Source organism: Clostridium novyi NT, assembly GCF_000014125.1.
GTDB lineage: Bacteria > Bacillota > Clostridia > Clostridiales > Clostridiaceae > Clostridium_H > Clostridium_H novyi.
On the sequence record NC_008593.1, the window covers coordinates 785,094 to 805,432 of the forward strand.

Sequence of the window (20,339 nt, forward strand, 5' to 3'; positions counted from 1 at the left end):
ATTTAAAAAAGATAGTAAAATTGATATATAAATTTTACTATCTTTTTATATATTTAAAGAAACTTTGAAAGAATTTTAAAAACAGTTGTTATTTATTATTATCTTTCTTTTCTTCAGTGTTTTTGTACATAGCGCAGTGAGACGAACAACTTCCACAATCGCATCCACCACCAGAGGCTTTTTGCTTAAAGTTTCTTACAATAATAAATATTGAAAGAGCAGCAAGTAATACAACTATTAATATTTCCATAAAAATACCTCTTTTACATAATAAAATTTTAGATATTATACTAAAAGTGAACCTATATTATAAACTAAGAAAGAAACCACCCAAGCTAGTACAAGTTGATAGAATATAGAAAATAGGCTCATTTTGCTACCAAATTCTTTTTTCATTGTACCTATAGCAGTTATACAAGGTGTATATAAAAGTGTGAAAACTAAAAATGCATAAGCTGAAACTGCTGTAAAGTATTGTGGTAATATAGTTTCAAGATTGCTTCCAAAGATAACACCCATAGTACTTACAACAACTTCTTTTGCCATAAGTCCAGCAAGTAATGATACTGAAGATTGCCAGTTACCAAATCCTAAAGGTTTAAAAATAGGAGTTAAGGCTTTTCCAATGTATGCAAGGAAGCTTTCGTTAATATCAACAAGTCCAGTAAAGTTAAAATTAGATAATAACCAAACTAATATTGAAATTGATAATATAATTGTTCCTGCTTTTTTAACAAATCCTTTTCCTTTGTCCCAAGTGTGAAGTAATAAATTTTTAAGTTCAGGAAGTTTATATTCAGGAAGTTCTATAATAAATGGTTCTTCATCCTTTTTAAATAATGTATTTTTAAATAATAATCCCACTAAGAATGCTATAAGTATTCCTAAAACATAAAGAGAAGAAACTACTTCAAATTCATGTCCTGGGAAAAATATAGATGCAAATAATGCATAAACAGGTAGTCTAGCATTACATGACATAAGTGGTACAAGTAGTGCTGCAAGTTTTCTATCTTTTTCGCTTTCAAGTGTTCTTGCAGACATTATAGCAGGTACTGAACATCCAAATCCAACAACCATAGGAATAAATGCTTTACCCGAAAGTCCCATTTTTCTCATTAATTTATCCATTAAGAAAGCAGCTCTTGCCATATAACCACTATCTTCAAGGAAAGATATACCTAAAAATAATGTAAGTATTATAGGTAAGAAAATAATTATAGATCCAACACCACCAACTATACCATCTACAAGTAGTGATCTAAACCAATCACTATTTGATACTAAAAGTGTATTTAAATAAGGTAGTAATTGTTGATTTAATTTATCATCTAAAAAGTCAGTTATAGGTTGACCAACCCAAGTAAATGTAAATTTAAATATTATAAACATAATACCTAAAAGTATAGGGTATGCAAGAAATTTATTTAATAATACTTTGTCTACTTTATCCTTTGTACTAATTTTATTTTTAGAAGTTCTAGTCATACATTTATTAAGTACTCCTTCAATAAATGCATAGGCTTCTTTTTCACTATCAAAATTATAAAAATCATAATCATTATAAATTGCAAGATTAGATTTATCTAAATCTAATATAAGTTGTTTTAAATTGATAAGACCTTTTCCTTTAGAAGCTGACATAGGAATTACTTTCATAACTCCAAGCTCTTTTGCAAGTTTGTCATAATCAATACTTATACCGTTTGCTTCTGAGACATCAATCATGTTTAGTACCATAATTATTGGCTTTTTAAATTGTTTTAATTGAGTAGTAAGGTATAAGTTTCTATCTAAATTAGAAGCATCTACAATATTTATAATTACATCTGCATCTCCATTTAATAAGAAGTCTTTTGATACTTTTTCTTCATTAGAATAAGTATCCATTGCGTATATTCCTGGCAAGTCCACTATTTTAGCAGATTTTTTTAAAAATCCTTCTTTTCTTTCAACAGTTACTCCAGCCCAATTTCCAACATATTGGTTAGAACCTGTTAAAGCATTAAATAAAGTAGTTTTACCAACATTGGGGTTACCTACTAATGCTACTGTTAACATTTTAGTCCTCCTTCAAAGTTATGTTCTTTGCATCTTTTTTTCTTATAGCTAAATCAAAACCTCTAACATTTATTATAATAGGGTCTCCTAAAGGGGCTGAAGTTTTTACAGTTACACTAGTACCCTCTATACATCCTAAAGCTAAAAGACGTTTTGAAAGTTTTTTATCTCCATTTATATCCTTTATAAATCCCATTTCACCAGATTTTAGATCTAATATATTCATGTGTCCGTCCCCCTTTATGTAAATATGAAAATCATTATCAACCAAAATATATCATCAATTAGGATAGTTGTCAATAAAATATCCTAATATAAGGAATAGTAAAGGTTACCAAAATAAAAACAATGAATATGTTCACAAAAAAGAAAAAGTATGAGATAATAAAAATATTAAATTTAAATAAAGAAATATTCATATCTAGAAAAGAGTGATTTGGTGATTACAAGAGAAAACAGTATTAAAATCGAGGAGGAGTCTGAAGAATTTGCATTACTAGTTGATGGAAGAAGTGATATATATAAGGATGCAATATTTTTTGATTTAGAGCATTACCTATATAAAAAACCAATATGTATTGGAGTATTTGGATGTTGTTATTTTGATAATGATACCCATGAGCTTAAGGTTACTCAATACATGATTGAAAATAAAAAAGATGCACCAGAGATATTAAAATTATCCGAAGAGTATTTTAAAGAAATGTATGAAAAACATAATAAAAGATATATAATAACTTTTTCAGGAAACAATGATTTTAATGTAATAGAATATTTATATAAAAAGGGCAAAATAGAATTCAATATAGACGAACATTTTAAAAAAGTAGATCTTCAAAGAGAATATGAAAAACTTATGGGACAAAATATTGGACTAAAAAATTTAGAAAAGAAATTTAATATAGAAAGAGAAAGTGAAGTTATAAGTGGTTCAAACTTATCTAAAACATTTTGCAAAGTTATGAAAGATTTTGACTATATAAATAGAATGCCTGAAGAAAAAAGACAGAGAATTCTTTTGTATAATGAACAAGATGTATCTAGTTTATTTTACATATATTTAGGTTGGAAAAAGTATTTAAAAAAAGAAAATGACAATTAAAAATATGAAAAAATTACAAACTTTTAAAACATCCATGAAAGATTATGGATGTTTATTTTTGTTTTTTTATAATGTGTTATAAAGAAAATACCTGTGAAAAATATGTTTTTTTATTGAAAAAATTAATTGAATAAAAATTAAAATTTAAATTGAAAAATATTAGGTGAATATGCATTATTTGTAATAAAATCTATTGAATTTAACATAATATACTATATAATAAAGGTAAATATAACAAAACAAACTAAATTTTACATGTGAATAAAATAGGGGTTAATGGGATGAATAAATTTAACAAGAAAAGGTTAGGAGATTTATTAGTAGAAGCTGGCAAAATAACTGAGAAGCAATTAGTTAAAGAGTTAGAGAGACAGAGGATTACCGGTATTAAATTAGGAGAATTACTTGTTAAAGATAATATATTAACAGAAGATGACATAATAGATGTACTTCAATATCAATTAGGTGTTCAAAGAGTATATTTAGATATGATGAAACTAGATAAAGATGCTGTAAGGTCTATTCCTGAAAATTTAGCTGAAAAATACAATTTAATTGCCATTGGCTATGATGGAGATAAAATTAAAGTAGCTATGGTAGATCCACTTAATGTATTTGCAATAGATGATGTTTATATATCTACAGGAAAGCAAGTTATTCCGTTTATAGAGTCTAAAGCTAGTATAAAGTCTGCAATAGACAAGTATTATTCTAGTGAAGATGTAGAAAAAGCAGCTGAAGAATTAAGTAAATCAAGTGTTGGACAAAAAAGTCAAACAGAAGATATAGAAGAGTTGTATGATGTAAAAAATGCTCCAGTTGTAAAAATGATAGATTCCATTACTAAAAATGCAGTAAAAGCAAAAGCAAGTGATATACACATAGAACCATTTGAAAACTATATGAAAATAAGATATAGAATAGATGGTGCACTTCAAGAAATGCTTAGAGTTCCAATAGAAACAGCACATTCTCTCATTGCTAGAATAAAAATAATGGCTAATCTAGATATAGCAGAAAAAAGACTTCCACAAGACGGTAGAATAATTACAAAAATAGATAATCAAAAGATAGATTTAAGGGTATCCATCCTTCCAACTATTTTTGGAGAAAAAATTGTTATTAGAATTCTTAAAGCTGAAAACTTTTTAATAGGTAAAGAAAAATTAGGAATGTCAAAAGGTGATATTGAAAGGCTTGAAAGAATTATAAAAAGTCCCTATGGAATAGTTTTGGTTACAGGACCAACAGGAAGTGGTAAATCTACAACATTATATACAATGTTACAAGAACTTAATACAACAGAGACAAATATAATAACTATAGAAGATCCAGTTGAATATATAATGGATGGAGTAAATCAAGTTAATGTAAATACTAAAGCTGGACTTACATTTGCATCAGGGCTTAGGTCTATATTAAGACAAGATCCAGATGTGGTTATGATAGGAGAAATAAGAGATAATGAAACAGCAGAAATCGCCATAAGAGCAGCAGTTACAGGACATTTAGTTTTAAGTACAATACATACAAATGATGCACCTTCATCAATTGTAAGATTAAAGGATATGGGAATAGAGTCATATCTTATAGCAGCGGCATTATCAGGAGTAATAGCTCAAAGACTTGTTAGAAGAATATGTCCTAAATGTAAAGAAGAATACATTGCAAATGATTATGAGAAAAAGCTTTTAGAAGTTAGCGAGAAAGATAATGTAAAGCTTTACAGAGGGAGAGGATGTAACTTTTGCAACAATACAGGATATAGTGGAAGAGTTGGGATATACGAAATAATGGAGATTACAAAAGAGATTAGGGAACTTATGCAAAGAAATGCATCCATGAAGGAAATTATGGAAGCTAACAGTAGAAATGGTGTTAAAAATATAAAAATGGCTTGCAGAGATGTTGTTATGAGGGGAGATACAACAGTTGAAGAACTTGCAAAAGTATCTTTCTTAAAGGAATAAATATTAATAAACAAAAGGAGGTGAGCCTATGGCAATATTTAAATATAAGGCTATGAATAAAGAAGGAAGATTTCTTGAAGGGGAAGTCAATGCTAGTAGTACAAATGAAGTTGTTGCAATTATAAGAGGGAGAGACTATTTACCAGTAAGAATAGAAGAAAAAGTGGAAAGCAAAAAGATAGATATTGCAAAATCTTTTGCAAAAGTAAAATCAAAGGATCTTGCTGTATTTTGTAGACAATTTGCTACATTACTTGATGCAGGAGCAGATATTTTAAATTCTGTTGATTTGCTCCGAAAACAAGCTGAAAATCCAAAATTAAAAGATAGTCTTGAAGTTGTATATGAAGAAATTCAAAAGGGATATACTTTATCAAGTTGTATGGATAAATTTAAAGATGTTTATCCAAAACTCTTAGTTAATATGGTCAGATCAGGGGAAGAAACAGGACAACTAGGTTCTGTTATGGAAAAGATGGCAGAGCAATATGAAAGAGAACATAGAATAAACAGTAAAATAAAGGGTGCATTTATGTATCCAATAATATTAATTATAGTATGTGTATCTGCTGTAACATTTTTATTAACCTGTGTTATGCCAACATTTGTTCAAATGTTTGAAGATAGTGGAGTAGAACTTCCAGGACCAACTAAGGTAGTAATGGGAATCAGTAATGGGGTAAAAGAGCATTGGTACATAATATTATTAGTAATAATTTTCATATTTGGAGGGCTTAAAGCATTTGCCAAAAGAGAAGAAGGGGCAAAAATTATAGATAAAATGAAGCTACAATTTCCAGGAGTAAAAAAGACCATGAGAAAAATTGTAGCTATGAGATTTTCAAGAGGACTTTCAACGACACTATACAGTGGAGTTAGCATGATAAATGCACTTAGTATAGTGGCAAAAGTTATTGACAATAAATTAATAGAAGTAAAAATAATGAAAGCTAGAGAAAGTGTAATAAAAGGGATAACTTTAAGTGAATCCCTTAGAGATATAACTGAATTTCCAGAAATGCTATTTGCTATGACGAAAATAGGAGAGGAATCAGGAAGACTTGATGACATACTAGAAAAGACAGCCACCTTCTACGAACAAGAAGTAGAAGAATCCCTAGAAAAAATGACAAGCATGATGGAACCAATCTTAATAGTTGTCATGGGAATCTTAATTGGAGCAATAGTAGTAGCAATGGCAATGCCAATGTTTGATATGTTTAAGACAGTACAATAGGGAAAACTTCAAAACAAGGGCAAAGGTAAAACAAGGGAATAGGAAGGGAAGGATCAAGGGAGTAGGGAAAGAACACTAATTGATTTATGTCATATCTTTTAAGTTAAACTCCCTGGTTTTTAAATAACCTTGTATTTACAGAAGGTCACGATATTAATGTTTCTATGGGGAAACGTTATATATAAATAATTAGAATAGGGGGAGTTTTAAATGGAAAGTATCCAGGCAAAACAAAAAAAGAAAAAGGGTTTTACATTGATTGAACTTATTATCGTAATAGCAATCTTAGGAATATTAGCACTTATAGCAATACCTAAGTTTGGATCAGCACAAAAGGATGCAAAAGTTAAAGCAGATATAGCTACTGCAAAAACAATAGCAGGTACGGTTTCTACTGCACTTGCTAAAGGTGATGAGACTAGTTCAAAATTGAAAAAAACATTTAACGAGTATAAAGATATAGATAAAGACACAACGGAAATAGTTGAAAAAGGGTTAAATGGAAAAACAAAAGTGCAAGCTTTAGAAGATGGAAAATTTCAAATCAAAATAGACGATGAAGAAAATGTTTTTATTCAAGTTGTTGGAAAAAATGATGAAAATGGTGCGTCTACTATAGCGTGTCAATTATACCCTTTGAAAGAAGGAAGTAACTATCCCAAGGCTAGTGATAAGAAAGAAGAATAAATGTCAAGTAAACTCAATGCATTTAATGCATTGAGTTTATTAAAAACAATAGATAGGAAGTGAGAAAATGAAGGGATACAATTTCTTTGAGTATTTTGAAGGAGAAAAAGGTGGACTAGAGTCAAAAACAACTTATGCTGCTATTGGAGCGGCTTGTGTTATTGGAATCATGATTACTTTATTTATTGTAAATTGTTTTAGAATTAATTTATTAAAAAAAGATATAGCATCATTAGAGGATAATATCAATTCAAAAGAGTATAAGATTACATATAGAGAAAAAGAGCAAGGGGAGAGAAAGTTAAAGGTATTAGAGGATTACTATAAATTGGTTTCTTCTGCTGAAAGCTCAGTTAATAAAAAAGATTACATAAATACTGATTTAATAAAGGACATATCAAGTACAGTGCCTAAAAGTGTTTCTTTTCAAAATATTACTGTTTCAGATAAGACAGTTACAATACAAGGAACATCACAAACTAGGGTTGCTGTGGGAGAACTTGAACATAATTTAAAGGAACTTGGAATTTTTGAAGAAGTACATGTTCCAGACATATCAGAGAATTCTAATGATGAAAACAGTTATTCTTTCAATTTTAATATAAGTTTTAAATTGAAGGAGGGCAAAGATAATGCAAAGTAAAATATCAGATAAACTAAAAACTAGTGAAAAAGAAAAAATATTATTAATAATAGTAGGAATTTTAGCTTTAGTAGTTTTATATTATCAATTTAGTTTCACAAAGCAATCAGAAAAAATAAAAGCATTATCAGATCAAAGAACAGAGCTTCAAGAAAAGGTAGACTCTCTACCACAACTTAAAATAAAAAATGAAAAAAGAAAAAAAGAAATAAAAATAGTAAATGCTAATATATACGATTCTAGTAGTACATTTTTCCCAGAAATTATTCAAGAAAAAATCATAACAACATTAGATGATATGATAAATAAATGTAATGTTCAGTGTAATTCAATGTCAATTTCAGAACCAGTTACAGAAACTTTTAAAGATGAGGATAAAAAATATAGTAAAGAGAAGGAAAAAAATCCTTTAGAAGATTTAGTAAATAAGTACCATGATTTAGAAGGAAATACTTCTGTTAAAGGTAAAGAACATAAACCTAAAAAAACTAATAATAGTAAAGATGAAAAATCAGAACCTATGGCAACACATTTATCAATTACAGTTAATTTTACAGGAAGTTATGGAAATGTATTAAAGTTTATAGATGAAATAAAGGGATTTTATAAAAGAATAGTAATAAGCAATATTAGTTTTGCAGTAGATGAAAAAGGTATAAGTGGAAATATGGTATTAGATTTTTATGCTATTCCTAAGATTTATAATGATGATACAGAATATACACAGTGGAATTTTGCTGATGAATATGGAAGAGTAGATGTATTTAAATATAATGGACAACCAGCTCAAAATGGAGACGCTACAGCTGCAGACAATGCTACAAATACAACAAGTGGAGAAGCTTTTGAATCTAGTAAACCTCAAAAACAGTATGATTTTTATTGTAGTTTAAAACCAATATCTTCAGATTTACCTACAGTAATGATTGGAAAGGCAAAGGATCAAGAAAGAAAGACCTATGTTTATGCTGATAATGATGGTATAGAAGATGTTGAAATATACTTAGTTCAAAAGGGCAACAAGTATTTCTATAGATATAAAACTAAGGGAGAACAATATCCGAAGAATGGGAAAGAACAAGAATTTACTCCAAATTCAAAGGAATTTAATATGAAGATATATTCTACAAGTAGAAATTCTAAAAATGATAAGGCTGGAGCAAATATAAAGATATACAATAAAACAAATCTAAAACTAAACGTAGATGTTCAAGGTGATGACAAAGAAAGACCTCGTGTGAATATAATAAAACAAGGTGGAACCATAAATGTAAGTAAGTTTTAATGAGGGGTGACCATGAAAGTAAAAAAAGGATTTAGTTTAATAGAAGTTATAATAGCACTGGCAGTATTTATGATAATAATAATTCCTATATTTTCTTTAACTTTAGGAACTACAAAGATAACAAAGCAATCAGAAGATAAACTAAAAGCTTCAGCCATTGGGCAAGAGGTAATGGAGAAGTTAAAGAATGGCAATATACACGATAATTTATTTGGAAGTGAAAAAAAAGAAAAGGAATATAAAAAAGATGATTTTAATGTAAAAATTTTTGTAGAGCCTACAGAGTACAAGTTTAAGGAATTAGATATGGATAAAGCATATAAAGACATTAAATATGATGAAGAAATAGATGTAGATAGCTATAAATATAAGAATAAAACTTTAGAGATTAAAAATGATGAACAGGGAAAAGATGAAAAAAATATAAAGGTTAAATTAAGCGGAAATAATAACGTAAATGTAAGTATAGAAAATAGGAATATAAATTCAGCTTTAAATATTTATTTTTTAAAAGATTCTGGATGTTCCTGTGATTATACCATTAAGGAGATTGAAGGAAAGGTTAAAATTTTCTCTAATTTAATTAACGATGAGAATAACAACAAGAAAAATTATTTGCCATGTAGACTTTATAAAATTAAAGTTATGGTAAGTAAGAAAGGTGAGAATCTACAAAATATTGAGGGGTATAGAACTTTCTTAAAGTAGGGAAGTGATAATTTGATTAATATAGATAAATTAAAAAAATCTAAAAAAGGCTCAGGCTTAATCATTGTTATAATGGTGTTTGCATTTCTTAGTATAGTAGGTATGGCTTTTATTTCAATGTCCCTATCTTCTTATAAATTAAGAATTGCAAAATCAAATGCAAAAACAGGACTTTATGGAGCAGAATCAGGAATTGATGAGGCTTATGGCATCATAGGTAATAAGGTTGATGAATCTATTACTAAGGGTGATGAGCAGGTAAATGAATTTGTAAAAGAAGTAAATTCAATAATACAAAATCCAGAAGAAAAGATTGATGAAAAAGGTAATTTCCAAAAGTTGAATCATATGGAATGGGAAAATTACTATAAATTATGTATTGATAAGAAAGATGAACCCCAAATTAAGAATGATAAGAAGACTTATATTTATACTTTAAAAGATAATGAGTTTAAAAAATGTCAAAATAAAATATTTAAGTTAGCTTATAAAGAGAATATATTGGGTTCTGAATCAGATAATGGAATAGTATATGAGTTAAATAATGAGGATAATTATAAATTTAACATTCAAGAAGATGGTAATAAGGAAATACCTAAAATAGTTGCAGAAGGCAAAGAAGCTACGGAAAAAGAAAAAAATAAATTAATAACAATAAATATTAAATCTAATTTTATTCACAAAGGTATACCTAAAGAAATAACTACCAATTATGATGTTTATATACCAGATTATAATAAAGTTTATTATAAAGAAATTGAAAATAAATCAATACCTAAATATCCAATTATAGAAAAAAATGTATTAGTAAATGGAAGCATGGATGTTCAAGGTGAAACAAAGGTAAAGGGAAATATTTATGTAAAAGGTAAAAATTCTATAAATGAAAATAGGGGAATCATATTAAATAGTTCCAAAGATGTAACTTTTGGTGGAAAAGTAGCAACACCTGAGGATTTTAAATTTATAGGAAAGACAAAGTGTATGGTAGAAGGAGACTTATTTGCAAAGAATGTTCAAATTAAAGAAAATGCACCTTACAGCACGTTAAATGTTAAAAACGCATCAATGTATACTAAGGATGACCTTGAGATTGATGCAAGTGGAAGTGAAGTATTAATAGATGGTGCTTATTATGGATTATCTGATGGATCAGAGAGTTCAACAGCTGATAAATCAAGTTCTATTAATATAAATGCAGTAGATAATATGGAAAATATTGACTGCTTATTAAAAATAAGAGACTTAAAGAATGAAGGAAGCATTATTATGGGAACATCTTATGCTGATTTTATAAAAAATAAAGAGGAAAAAAATGAGAATGGAGAATTAAAAAAAGATGAAGAAAAAAAGTACCAAACAGGAGAATCTTTATCCATAAAGGGTAACTATAAGGCTTATAGTTTTCCTTTAATTTATAAAGATCAGTATAAAGATGATAAGTATTATAAAAAGCTTTTAGATGTTGAATACGAGTATTATAAGTTTATAAAAAATCCAGAGTATCCACATATAGCATTTGTAGATAAGTTTTTAAATGGTGATAAATTAAATGTTTTTGATAAAAGTAAGTATTTTAAATATATTTGTGAAGATGAAGATTATAGTGAGTTAATAAATAAAGGCAATAATAAAAAGGATAAAAACAATAATATGGAAAAAGGAGTATATATAAATTGGAAACCCAATAAAAAAAACGATATATCTATAGGTGCTATTGTTTCAAAAGGAAATTTGTATGAATCAACATATAATTTAGATAATCAAATTCAAGATAAAGTTAAGGCTGTAACAGAAATGTATAAAGAAGAAACAAGTGAAAAAAAGAAGTTTATTAATAAGAAAGAAATTGTAGAAAATTATGAAACTAAAAATCTTACAAATATAATTATAAAAAATAAAAGTGTATGTTCTAAAGAGTTAGAAAAGTTATTAAGTAAAGATGAGGCATCTATTGTGATAATAGATGGTGACTTAACTGTTGATTCAGATTTTAAATTTACAGGTATATTAATAGTAACAGAAAACTTGACAATAAATAATGGTGGAAAACTTGACATAACAGAGGATAAAGAAGGAATTATGAATTTAATATGGGATAACTATAAAATTTTAAAGGACATATTTGTAGATGATGGTATAAAAGAAAAAGACAACTTTGAAAGTAAAGAAAGTATAGGCATTGTAGACAAAGAAGTTATTATTAAAAAAGATAACCTTATACAAATGAAAAACTGGAAAATCATTAAATAATCAAAAGGGAGATATGTAAATGGAAAAAATACGTATAAAGAATGGTTTAACATTAATAGAAGTAAACTTGGCTTTAGTCATATTTATGATATTACTAGCTATAGTATCTCCCTTTTTTTATAGCAATTTTAAATCCTTAAATGAAGCTGATATAAGATTAGAGCTACAAGGAAAAGGGGAAAAGATTTTAGAGGATATAAACAAAAGGGCATTAGAAGCAAGTGGAATAGAGGAATTAAAAGATAAAAATAATGTAAAAGAAATAATATTCAAATATGAAGATGGTAGTGAGTATACATGGAAAAACCATTATGAAAATGGTATTAAGGTGAAGTTATTACCAGAAGGAAGCAATGAAGAAAATGCTAAAGGAATAAACATAAAATTAACTTTAAAAAAGAAAAAAATAGAACAAAAGCTAAGTACAGATGTTTATTTTAGAAATTATAATAAACAAAATAATAAAATAGACAATAATGAAGAGGGTGGAAAATGATTTCGGTAAGTTTTTTTATATTAGGGACAATCATAGGTAGCTTTTTAAGTGTTTGTATATGCAGAATACCAGCTGGTGAATCAATAGTTTATCCACCATCACATTGTTCAAACTGTAAAAGTAATATTAAACCATACGATTTAATTCCCATTGTAAGTTATGTGATTTTAAGAGGAAAATGTAGATACTGTAAAGAGAAAATCTCTATTAAATCACCGCTTATGGAGCTATTTACAGGAATTATGTTTTTAAGTTTATATTTAAAATATGGACTAACATTAGACTTAATAAAATACTTAATTTTGTTTAGTTTTTTAATTGTAATAGGATGCATAGATTACAACACAACAGATGTTTACTTTAGCACAACTTCCACTGGAATCGGAATTGGAATATTATTTTTAGTTATAAATTGGTATTTAAAATTACCAGTAAGAACATATTTCCTAGGAGCTATTATAGGAGGAATATTTATTTTATTAATTGCAGTATTAACAGGTGGAATGGGTTTTGGAGATGTTGAAATATGTATTTTTTCCGGAATATATATAGGTACTAAATTGACGGTGTTAATGCTCTTTTTATCATTTATATTAGGGGGAGCTGTAGGGGCTATACTCATTATTTCTAAAAAGAAAAGTAGAAAAGACTATATCCCATTTGGACCATATATATCAATAGCAACTATGATTGCAGTATTGTTTGGAGAAAAAATTATAAACTGGTATTTATATTAGAAAATAGACAACATAAAAACAAAAACGTTCTGGAGGTGCAAAATGTTTAAAAGAAAAGTTATATCATTTGATATTGGAAGTAAAAATATAAAATTAGTTGAAGGAAAATGTGACGGAGATAAAGTTATTGTTACAAATATGGACATGATAGAAACTCCTAAAAATTCAATGAATGATGGGAGTATAGTTGATATTAATTTAATTGCAGAAGCAGTTAGAAAACTTATAGATAAAGTATCAACAAGGACTAAAAATGTGGTCTTTACATCTCAAAGCACATCAATAATAACAAGAACAGTAGAAATACCTTGGGCGAAAGAAAAAGATATGAAATCAATGATAAAATATGATATAGAACAATATTTACCAATAGACCTTAATGAATACATAATAAAGCATAAAGTAATAGACGAATTTCAAAAGGAAGAAGTTAAAATGGTTAGAGCAAATGTAGTTGTTTATCCTAAAAAAATGGCAAAAGCATATTGGAGTTTAGTAGAAGAATTAGAACTTAAACCAATGGCATTAGAAGTAAGTCTAAGTGCAATGGAAAAAATATTATCATCTAAAGATATTATAACAATTAATGAAAAAGACTATCAAAAGGAAGATACAATAGCAATTGTTGATATAGGGTCTGATGAAATTGAAATGAACATAATAGCTAATGGTAATTTAGAGTTCACAAGAGTACTTATGGGAGGAGGTGCTTATATAGATTCAAGCATATCAAATGAACTTTCAGTTGATATGGATGTTGCAGAAGAAAAGAAAATAATATTTGGAGATTTAACTCTCGATAATTTTTCAGGAGAGAAACAAATAGTTAATGAAGCTATGAAAAATGTTATTGATAGATGGAATTCAGAAATACTTAGAATGTTAGATTATTTTAAAAACAAAAATAAAGACAAGCAAATAAAAAAAGTATATGTACATGGAGGGACAAGCCAAATACCTGGTTTATGTCAATATATGAAAAATTCATTGGGAATTTCAGTAGAATTAATAAAAAACATTAGTACAGTTTCATTAGATAAAAAACTTGAAGATAAAGATATAACTAATTATATTAATGCTATAGGAAGTATAATAATGTAATTAATAAAAATGGAGGTAGCATGTATATGGAAAAAAGTCGGAATTTTAAAAGATTTTTTACGCTGTTACTATCTACAATTTTTACAATTACTCAACTAATTACAGTTCCAGTCTTTGCGGCAACAGGAAACGATCAAAATCAAAACAAATTATTAGAAGTAACACAAGATTTCACCCCAAAATCAAAAGATAATATTTATAAATTAGGGGAAAGTTTTGACATAAATTATAAAATCAAGCCTAAGGATATAAATAAGAAAGAATATGATTATTGGTACAAATCTAAAGATAAGAAAAAAGAAATAGTGTTGGTTATGGATACATCTACAAGTATGAAATGTTTAGTGGAACCAGAAAGTTATGATATTGATAATTGTGTTCCAACTAAAGAAGGTCATATAGTTTATATTAAGGATAAAAGTTATTTAGTCAATACTACATTTTTGCGAGGGAGTAGACATAAACTATTTTATATTACAATGGGAACTACTAACTACTATATTCAGGGAAATAAATGTTATAGACAAAGTTCTTATAATGAGAAAAATAGATTGAAACATGCTCAAGAATCAGCAATAAAATTTGTGAAAAAATTTGAAAATGATAAAAATATATCTATAGGATTAGTATCTTTTGATACTAGAGCTATTGAACAAAAAGAGCTTACATCAAGTTTAAGTGAAGTTAAGAGCAGTATAAATAATTTAAAAGTAGCTTATAATGGAGCTACTAATATAGAAGCTGGATTAAAAAGTGCACAAAAAATTCTAAAAAAAGGAAATGAAGATGCTGATAAATATGTAATATTGATGTCTGATGGTTTTCCAACTGCATTTGATTATGCGGGTGAAAAATTTGAAGAAAATTTTAATGAACATGAAGTGCAAGATAATACCTTTATAAATTTTGGTTACAATGATTATAGGGGTTATGCTATGAAACATTCTATAAATCAAGCCGATAGTTTAAAAAAAGTTGGTATAAATAGCTTTATTATAGGTTTTAGTGATGGTGCTAATAGTGAGAAATTAAATAAAATAGCTAAAGCTGCAGGTGGAGAATATGAAGAAGCTAGAAATACAGATGCTTTAAATGGGGCTTATAATAAGATAGAAACTAAAGTAAAAGCGCCATTAATTAAGAACTTACAGCTTGAATTTAATGTTCAACAAGGATTAGCAATTGAAGAATTTAAAAATTCTATTACAAATGAGACTATACAATTCATGAAAAAAGATAATAATGCATACTATATCAACTTAGAGAATATGGTTTATGATTCTGATAAAGATAATTCTAATATTTACTCTTGTAAAAATAAAGATTTAAATATAAAAGTAAAATTTAGAACTTTAAAAGAGGGAAAATACAGCATTACATCCTTTATAAATAGACAAGAAAATAATTCTAAAGAAAATTTATACACGAATTCACAGGATATAATTATAATAAAAGATTCTTTATTAGAATTAAATCAAAATATATGTGATAAAAAAGATAAAGGTTATAATGTGGGTGATGAAATAAAAATTAATTATAATATAAAGTTAAAACCTACGGAATATCTTAATGAAACCAATAATGATAATAAAAAAGAAGAAGTTAATAAAAAAAGAAAGAAAAGAATAGTTTTAGCTATAGATACATCTGGAAGTATGGATAGTAAAGAAGCAAGTTTATCGGAATCACAACAACAAGATGATAAATGTAAGGGAAAGTTAATGTATTATTTTGATATAAAAACTTTTAAGTATAAAGTGTTTCTATATAATGATAAGACTAAGGGACTTTGGAATAGGATATTTGGAGACGGGTTTATTTCACAAGTTATGGGAAAACCTCTTAACTTTTATTTTAACACAATGATTGCAACCCCAGGATATTTACAAAAAATAAATGGTAGAGTATTTCACTTAATTAAATTATGTAAGGGAATATTTGTTCCTAAGATATTAAGAGGAAAATTTATAGATAGGACTATAGATACACTTATAGACATAAATGAAAATTTAATTAGTGCTCCATTGAATGCATTTCAAAAATTAATGGAATTACTTCAACATATTTTCTTTGGAGAAGATCCTATAGAAATATCTTCAGTGCAACTGGCAAGTGGAAACTTTACTATTAATGGAAAGAAATATTATGTAAAAGATAATAAAGTATATGAATTTAATGAACAAGATAGAAGTAGAATTGATTCTGTAAAAAAAGTAGCAAATGATTTTGTGGATAAGTTTAAGGATGATGAAAATACTGAAATTGCTATAGTTAGATATTCAAGTAAAGCAGATGTAGTACTAGATAATAGTAATAAGGTATTTTTAAGTAGTAAAGATAATGAAACAATAAAGAAGAGAATAAATTCTTTAAAAGCCGATGTAGCTACTAATATAGGAGATGGAATAAGAAAATCATATTCTATACTTGATAAATGTGATAAAGATAGTGAAAAATATATGATTCTTATGACAGATGGAGTTCCTACTGCGTATACTTGTTATGCAAACACTATTAAGACATTAAATAATTGTAAATATGGTGAAGAAGAACTTGATTTGGGATATTGTCCAGAAGGTTATATTGAGTGTTATAATAGAAAGTATTACTATAGCGAAGTCAAAGGTGATTTTAAATTAGAAAATGATAATAGAGATGAAGGATACGTTATAAAATTTGGTGATGAATATGATAAAAATGCTTTAGAATATGCTAAACAAGCTATGCAAAAATCAAAGAGTAAGAATATAAATAATGTAATTGTAGGTTTTAGTGATGGAATAGATACTAAAAAGTTAAAGGAAATAGCGGGAGATAATGCTCAATATAAAGAAGCTAAAGATTTAGGTGAATTATCAAAACAATATGATGAGATACAAAAGGATATAAATACTATAAAGGCACCTTGTGTAAGTAATTTAGAATTTAATTTAAAACTTCCAAAAGGCTTAGAATTAGTAGATGACTTTAGTAATAATTCAAATTTTAAATTGCAAAAATCCGCAGATAATTCTTCGACTATTATAGGAAAAATAAATGATGTAAAATACATTAAGTCCCAAGATGGAAAAACTTATATTCCTGAAAGAGATAATATTAATTTTGACATAAAAGTAAAGATTAAAGAAAACAAAGACTATGTATTAGGTGAAAATAATAATAAAGCAACTTTAAGTTATAAAGATTTATATGGTGTTGAGTATACAGAAGGATTTACTCCAACAATTAATATAACAATGAGTAAACTAGATATAGAAGTTGATAAATTTGGAATACTAAAGTCAATTTCAGATAAGGATAAAGAGAATTTAGATAAAGATAACGATTTTATAAAGAATTATATACAAGATACTGATATTAAGATAATGAATAATTTTATGTATCAAGTAGGTATTGTAATAAAACCTTGTAATAAATCAGATGAAAATGATGAAGGTAATATAAAAGAAGATATAAAGATAAAAAATAGTTTTAGTACAAATAATAATGTTAATATTAAGTTAATAAATGAAAATTCACCTAATGGAGTATTTTTATATGAGTTAAATGGAAATGATTTAGAAAGAATTTCAAATGATAAAATATCTGTGAATAAAGGAGAGATTACTATAAAAGGAGGAACTCTTAAAAAAGGACAACAATATATAGTTACCCAGGGTATATTATTTAAAAACATAGAAAGCAATACAGTCTTAAAAGATGACATTGAAATAAATGGTGATAAAACTTCAAAACAAATAACAATAAATAAGACTGATAACTTACCAAATCTTGATTAAACCAACACCACCTCTAAATAGGTGGTGTTTTGTTTTGGAAAAATATAGTATAATATAAAAGCTAAAAAAGTAGTTATAATCATAAGTTGGTAAATATTAATATAATGTAATAATAGGAATTTAAAATAAATAAGAAGGAGTTAATATGAGAAAATTAAAAAGAATAAGTATTTTGTTTATGAGCTTAGTTTTTATAATTAGTCAGGGTATAGGTATAAAAGTATTTGCTACAGAAAATAAAAAATCTAATTTAACATCCCAGTTTCAACTAAAACAAAATATCAATGCAAAAAATTATACAGTAGGTGAAACATTTGATATAAGCTATGATATAGGTTCTCTTATGGGTGTAAATAAAAAAGATTATGATGATGCTAATTCAAAGGATAAAGAAATAGTTCTTCTAGTAGATACTTCTGGAAGTATGATTGATAGAAAAGTAGAGGGAAAATATAGAATAAATTATTCAGTAGATCAAGTATTTATTGAAAAAGAATGGAAATGGTACAGAAGAGTTTCTTTAGAAAATGGACAAAAGTATATTATTCATGAATTGTTATATACATCTGAAAGAGATATTATAATAAATGGACAAATTTATACTGAGTATATTGAGATAGATAATAAAAGATATTATTTAAAATATGATTATTCAGATGGAAGTTGGTATGCTATTGCATATTCAGAATCTAAAATTGATGAATTACAAAAGGCGGCTAAGAATTTTGTGAATAAGTTTGAAACAAAGTCAAATACAAAAATAGGTTTAGTGTCTTATGGTAATAAAGGAGAAGTGGTTCATTCGCTTACTAATGAATTAGATCGTATCAATAGTTCAATAGATTATGGATTATCTGTTTATGGTGCTACAAATATAGGAGATGGAATAAGAAAGGCTAATGGATTGTTAAACAATGGCAGTAATGCTGATAAATATATAGTTTTAATGACAGATGGTATTCCAACAGCGGCTACTTGTTATAGTAATGTAAAAAGTGAAAGAACAGAGCATTATAGTAATTTTTATAGAAGGAATATATATGATACACCAGTTGGAGCAATTTTAGATGGATATGGAAGAGAGTTAGAAAAATTTAATTTAATAACAGACTATAACTATAAGTTTGAGTATAATCCTAAAGATTACATTTATTCAGATGAAAATATTATTATAAATCGTGGTGACAATGATTATGGTAATATAGCTTTAAATTACGCAAAAGAGTCATTAAAAAGAGCTAGTGAAAATGGGGTAAACAACTTCGTTGTAGGTTTTAGTAATGGAATTAGTAGAGATAAACTAACTCAGATAGCAGATGCAGGTAATGGATACTATAGAGAAGCTATGCATGGTGATGAACTTGAAGATGTTTATAATAGAATAGCCGATGAAATAAAAAATCCCGTAGTAAAAGATATTGAATTTAAATTGAATTTACCAGATGGATTAGTTATAGAAGATATAGTTTCAAATAGTTCTAAAGAGAGTTTAAAGGATAAGCTAAATGTTAGCATAAGCAAAGATGGAAGAAGTATAAAATTTAAATTAGATAATATATCATACAATGAAGAAAAAGATGAAAATGGAAATATTAAATATGTTGTAAGTAAGGATCAATTAGAGAAGTTTAAGTTTAGTATAAAGGTAAAAGCTAATAAAAGTGGGGAATATACAATAGGCGATAAAGAAAGTTATGGAGGTATAAATTATACAGATGTAGATGGACAGCATCAAGAAAAAGCCTTCGGAAAAGAAACATTTACAATTAAAGATGATAAAGCGGCTTTATCTGTAGAAAAGATGGGAGTATTTTATCAACAAAATGGAAAGATTTTAAATAAAGATATAAAATTAATAAATGGATTTAGATATCAAGTAGGAACTGTTATAAATATAGGAGATGGACAAAAGGCTGAAGATTTTATAGAAAATGATAGCATCCTAAAGTCATCTATTTCTGGTATAAAAACAGTTGGAAAATCTAATTTAAAATTGTATTCAGTAGATGGAGACAAGATACAGTTAGTAAAGAATATCAAAAAGAGTGGGAATAATTGTATTAAAATACCTAAAAATACTCTTAAAAAGAATGGCAAGTATATTTTAGTTGAAGATGTTATAAATATTAGTAATAATGATAAAGACAAAAATAATAAAGAAAAAAGTTTTGAATTGAAAAACACTATTGAATTACAAAATGATAAAAATAAAGCTGTAGTTAATGGAAATATGAATTTTAAAGCATTAAATAGTTTACCAAATGTAGACTAATACCATTA

At 26.9% G+C, this 20,339-nt stretch carries 16 protein-coding genes; 13 read left to right on the forward strand and 3 right to left on the reverse strand.

Annotation, left to right across the window (positions count from 1 at the left end; all coding sequences use genetic code 11):
* Positions 1-88: 88 nt before the first annotated feature.
* Genes NT01CX_RS12040 through NT01CX_RS03580 form a run of 3 tightly spaced genes read right to left on the reverse strand, consistent with a single transcriptional unit; the run spans position 89 to position 2,287 of the window.
* The gene (locus NT01CX_RS12040) at positions 89-250 is read right to left on the reverse strand and encodes a FeoB-associated Cys-rich membrane protein (protein ID WP_011721678.1); all 162 of its coding nucleotides are present in this window, start codon (positions 248-250) and stop codon (positions 89-91) included.
* Between the two features lie 35 nt (positions 251-285).
* Entirely contained in the window at positions 286-2,061 is a 1,776-nt protein-coding gene (gene feoB, locus NT01CX_RS03575) for a ferrous iron transport protein B (RefSeq protein ID WP_011721679.1), read from the reverse strand.
* A gap of 1 nt (position 2,062) precedes the next feature.
* Positions 2,063-2,287, reverse strand: a complete 225-nt coding sequence (locus tag NT01CX_RS03580) for a FeoA family protein (RefSeq protein ID WP_039226740.1) — start codon at positions 2,285-2,287, stop codon at positions 2,063-2,065.
* Between the two features lie 213 nt (positions 2,288-2,500).
* On the opposite strand from NT01CX_RS03580, the gene NT01CX_RS03585 reads away from it, so the two are divergent.
* The 13 genes from NT01CX_RS03585 to NT01CX_RS03645 all read left to right on the forward strand — a co-directional run bounded on the left by NT01CX_RS03585 (position 2,501) and on the right by NT01CX_RS03645 (position 20,331).
* Positions 2,501-3,163 carry a ribonuclease H-like domain-containing protein gene (locus tag NT01CX_RS03585; protein WP_011721681.1) on the forward strand — a complete coding sequence of 221 codons (663 nt, stop codon included), beginning with the start codon at positions 2,501-2,503 and terminating at the stop codon, positions 3,161-3,163.
* Between the two features lie 281 nt (positions 3,164-3,444).
* Positions 3,445-5,133 (forward strand): GspE/PulE family protein, encoded by a 1,689-nt coding sequence (locus NT01CX_RS03590; RefSeq protein ID WP_011721682.1) that lies wholly within the window; start codon positions 3,445-3,447, stop codon positions 5,131-5,133.
* Between the two features lie 28 nt (positions 5,134-5,161).
* Complete coding sequence (locus NT01CX_RS03595) at positions 5,162-6,370, forward strand: type II secretion system F family protein (protein WP_011721683.1); 1,209 nt, start codon at positions 5,162-5,164, stop codon at positions 6,368-6,370.
* 210 nt (positions 6,371-6,580) lie between these two features.
* Entirely contained in the window at positions 6,581-7,057 is a 477-nt protein-coding gene (locus NT01CX_RS03600) for a type II secretion system protein (protein ID WP_011721684.1), read from the forward strand.
* Between the two features lie 67 nt (positions 7,058-7,124).
* Complete coding sequence (locus NT01CX_RS03605; RefSeq protein WP_011721685.1) at positions 7,125-7,700, forward strand: PilN domain-containing protein; 576 nt, start codon at positions 7,125-7,127, stop codon at positions 7,698-7,700.
* A complete protein-coding gene (locus tag NT01CX_RS03610) occupies positions 7,690-8,985 on the forward strand; it encodes a hypothetical protein (RefSeq protein ID WP_011721686.1) in 1,296 nt (431 codons plus the stop codon). The genes NT01CX_RS03605 and NT01CX_RS03610 overlap by 11 nt, the downstream gene beginning before the upstream one ends.
* Positions 8,986-8,997: 12 nt before the next feature.
* The gene (locus tag NT01CX_RS03615; RefSeq protein ID WP_011721687.1) at positions 8,998-9,693 is read left to right on the forward strand and encodes a type IV pilus modification PilV family protein; all 696 of its coding nucleotides are present in this window, start codon (positions 8,998-9,000) and stop codon (positions 9,691-9,693) included.
* Positions 9,694-9,705: 12 nt separating this feature from the next.
* A complete protein-coding gene (locus NT01CX_RS03620) occupies positions 9,706-11,946 on the forward strand; it encodes a hypothetical protein (RefSeq protein ID WP_011721688.1) in 2,241 nt (746 codons plus the stop codon).
* A gap of 19 nt (positions 11,947-11,965) precedes the next feature.
* On the forward strand, positions 11,966-12,442 hold the full coding sequence (locus NT01CX_RS03625) for a type II secretion system protein (RefSeq protein ID WP_011721689.1): 477 nt from the start codon (positions 11,966-11,968) through the stop codon (positions 12,440-12,442).
* Complete coding sequence (locus NT01CX_RS03630; RefSeq protein ID WP_011721690.1) at positions 12,439-13,179, forward strand: prepilin peptidase; 741 nt, start codon at positions 12,439-12,441, stop codon at positions 13,177-13,179. Before NT01CX_RS03625 ends, NT01CX_RS03630 begins: the two co-directional genes overlap by 4 nt.
* Positions 13,180-13,221: 42 nt before the next feature.
* Positions 13,222-14,280, forward strand: coding sequence for a type IV pilus assembly protein PilM (gene pilM, locus NT01CX_RS03635; RefSeq protein WP_011721691.1), 1,059 nt, complete (start codon positions 13,222-13,224; stop codon positions 14,278-14,280).
* 26 nt (positions 14,281-14,306) lie between these two features.
* On the forward strand, positions 14,307-18,059 hold the full coding sequence (locus tag NT01CX_RS03640) for a vWA domain-containing protein (protein ID WP_242648501.1): 3,753 nt from the start codon (positions 14,307-14,309) through the stop codon (positions 18,057-18,059).
* Between the two features lie 145 nt (positions 18,060-18,204).
* Positions 18,205-20,331 (forward strand): vWA domain-containing protein, encoded by a 2,127-nt coding sequence (locus NT01CX_RS03645; RefSeq protein WP_011721693.1) that lies wholly within the window; start codon positions 18,205-18,207, stop codon positions 20,329-20,331.
* The last annotated feature ends 8 nt before the right edge of the window (positions 20,332-20,339 follow it).

Bases quoted from the DNA above. Each gene is read 5' to 3' on its own strand.
- NT01CX_RS03615 (WP_011721687.1), top strand. From the start codon at position 8,998: ATGAAAGTAAAAAAAGGATTTAGTTTAATAGAAGTTATAATAGCACTG.
- NT01CX_RS03580 (WP_039226740.1), bottom strand. From the start codon at position 2,287: ATGAATATATTAGATCTAAAATCTGGTGAAATGGGATTTATAAAGGAT.
- NT01CX_RS03640 (WP_242648501.1), top strand. From the start codon at position 14,307: ATGGAAAAAAGTCGGAATTTTAAAAGATTTTTTACGCTGTTACTATCT.
- NT01CX_RS03625 (WP_011721689.1), top strand. From the start codon at position 11,966: ATGGAAAAAATACGTATAAAGAATGGTTTAACATTAATAGAAGTAAAC.
- NT01CX_RS03645 (WP_011721693.1), top strand. From the start codon at position 18,205: ATGAGAAAATTAAAAAGAATAAGTATTTTGTTTATGAGCTTAGTTTTT.
- NT01CX_RS03595 (WP_011721683.1), top strand. From the start codon at position 5,162: ATGGCAATATTTAAATATAAGGCTATGAATAAAGAAGGAAGATTTCTT.
- pilM (WP_011721691.1), top strand. From the start codon at position 13,222: ATGTTTAAAAGAAAAGTTATATCATTTGATATTGGAAGTAAAAATATA.
- NT01CX_RS03610 (WP_011721686.1), top strand. From the start codon at position 7,690: ATGCAAAGTAAAATATCAGATAAACTAAAAACTAGTGAAAAAGAAAAA.
- NT01CX_RS03600 (WP_011721684.1), top strand. From the start codon at position 6,581: ATGGAAAGTATCCAGGCAAAACAAAAAAAGAAAAAGGGTTTTACATTG.
- feoB (WP_011721679.1), bottom strand. From the start codon at position 2,061: ATGTTAACAGTAGCATTAGTAGGTAACCCCAATGTTGGTAAAACTACT.
- NT01CX_RS03630 (WP_011721690.1), top strand. From the start codon at position 12,439: ATGATTTCGGTAAGTTTTTTTATATTAGGGACAATCATAGGTAGCTTT.
- NT01CX_RS03605 (WP_011721685.1), top strand. From the start codon at position 7,125: ATGAAGGGATACAATTTCTTTGAGTATTTTGAAGGAGAAAAAGGTGGA.
- NT01CX_RS03590 (WP_011721682.1), top strand. From the start codon at position 3,445: ATGAATAAATTTAACAAGAAAAGGTTAGGAGATTTATTAGTAGAAGCT.
- NT01CX_RS12040 (WP_011721678.1), bottom strand. From the start codon at position 250: ATGGAAATATTAATAGTTGTATTACTTGCTGCTCTTTCAATATTTATT.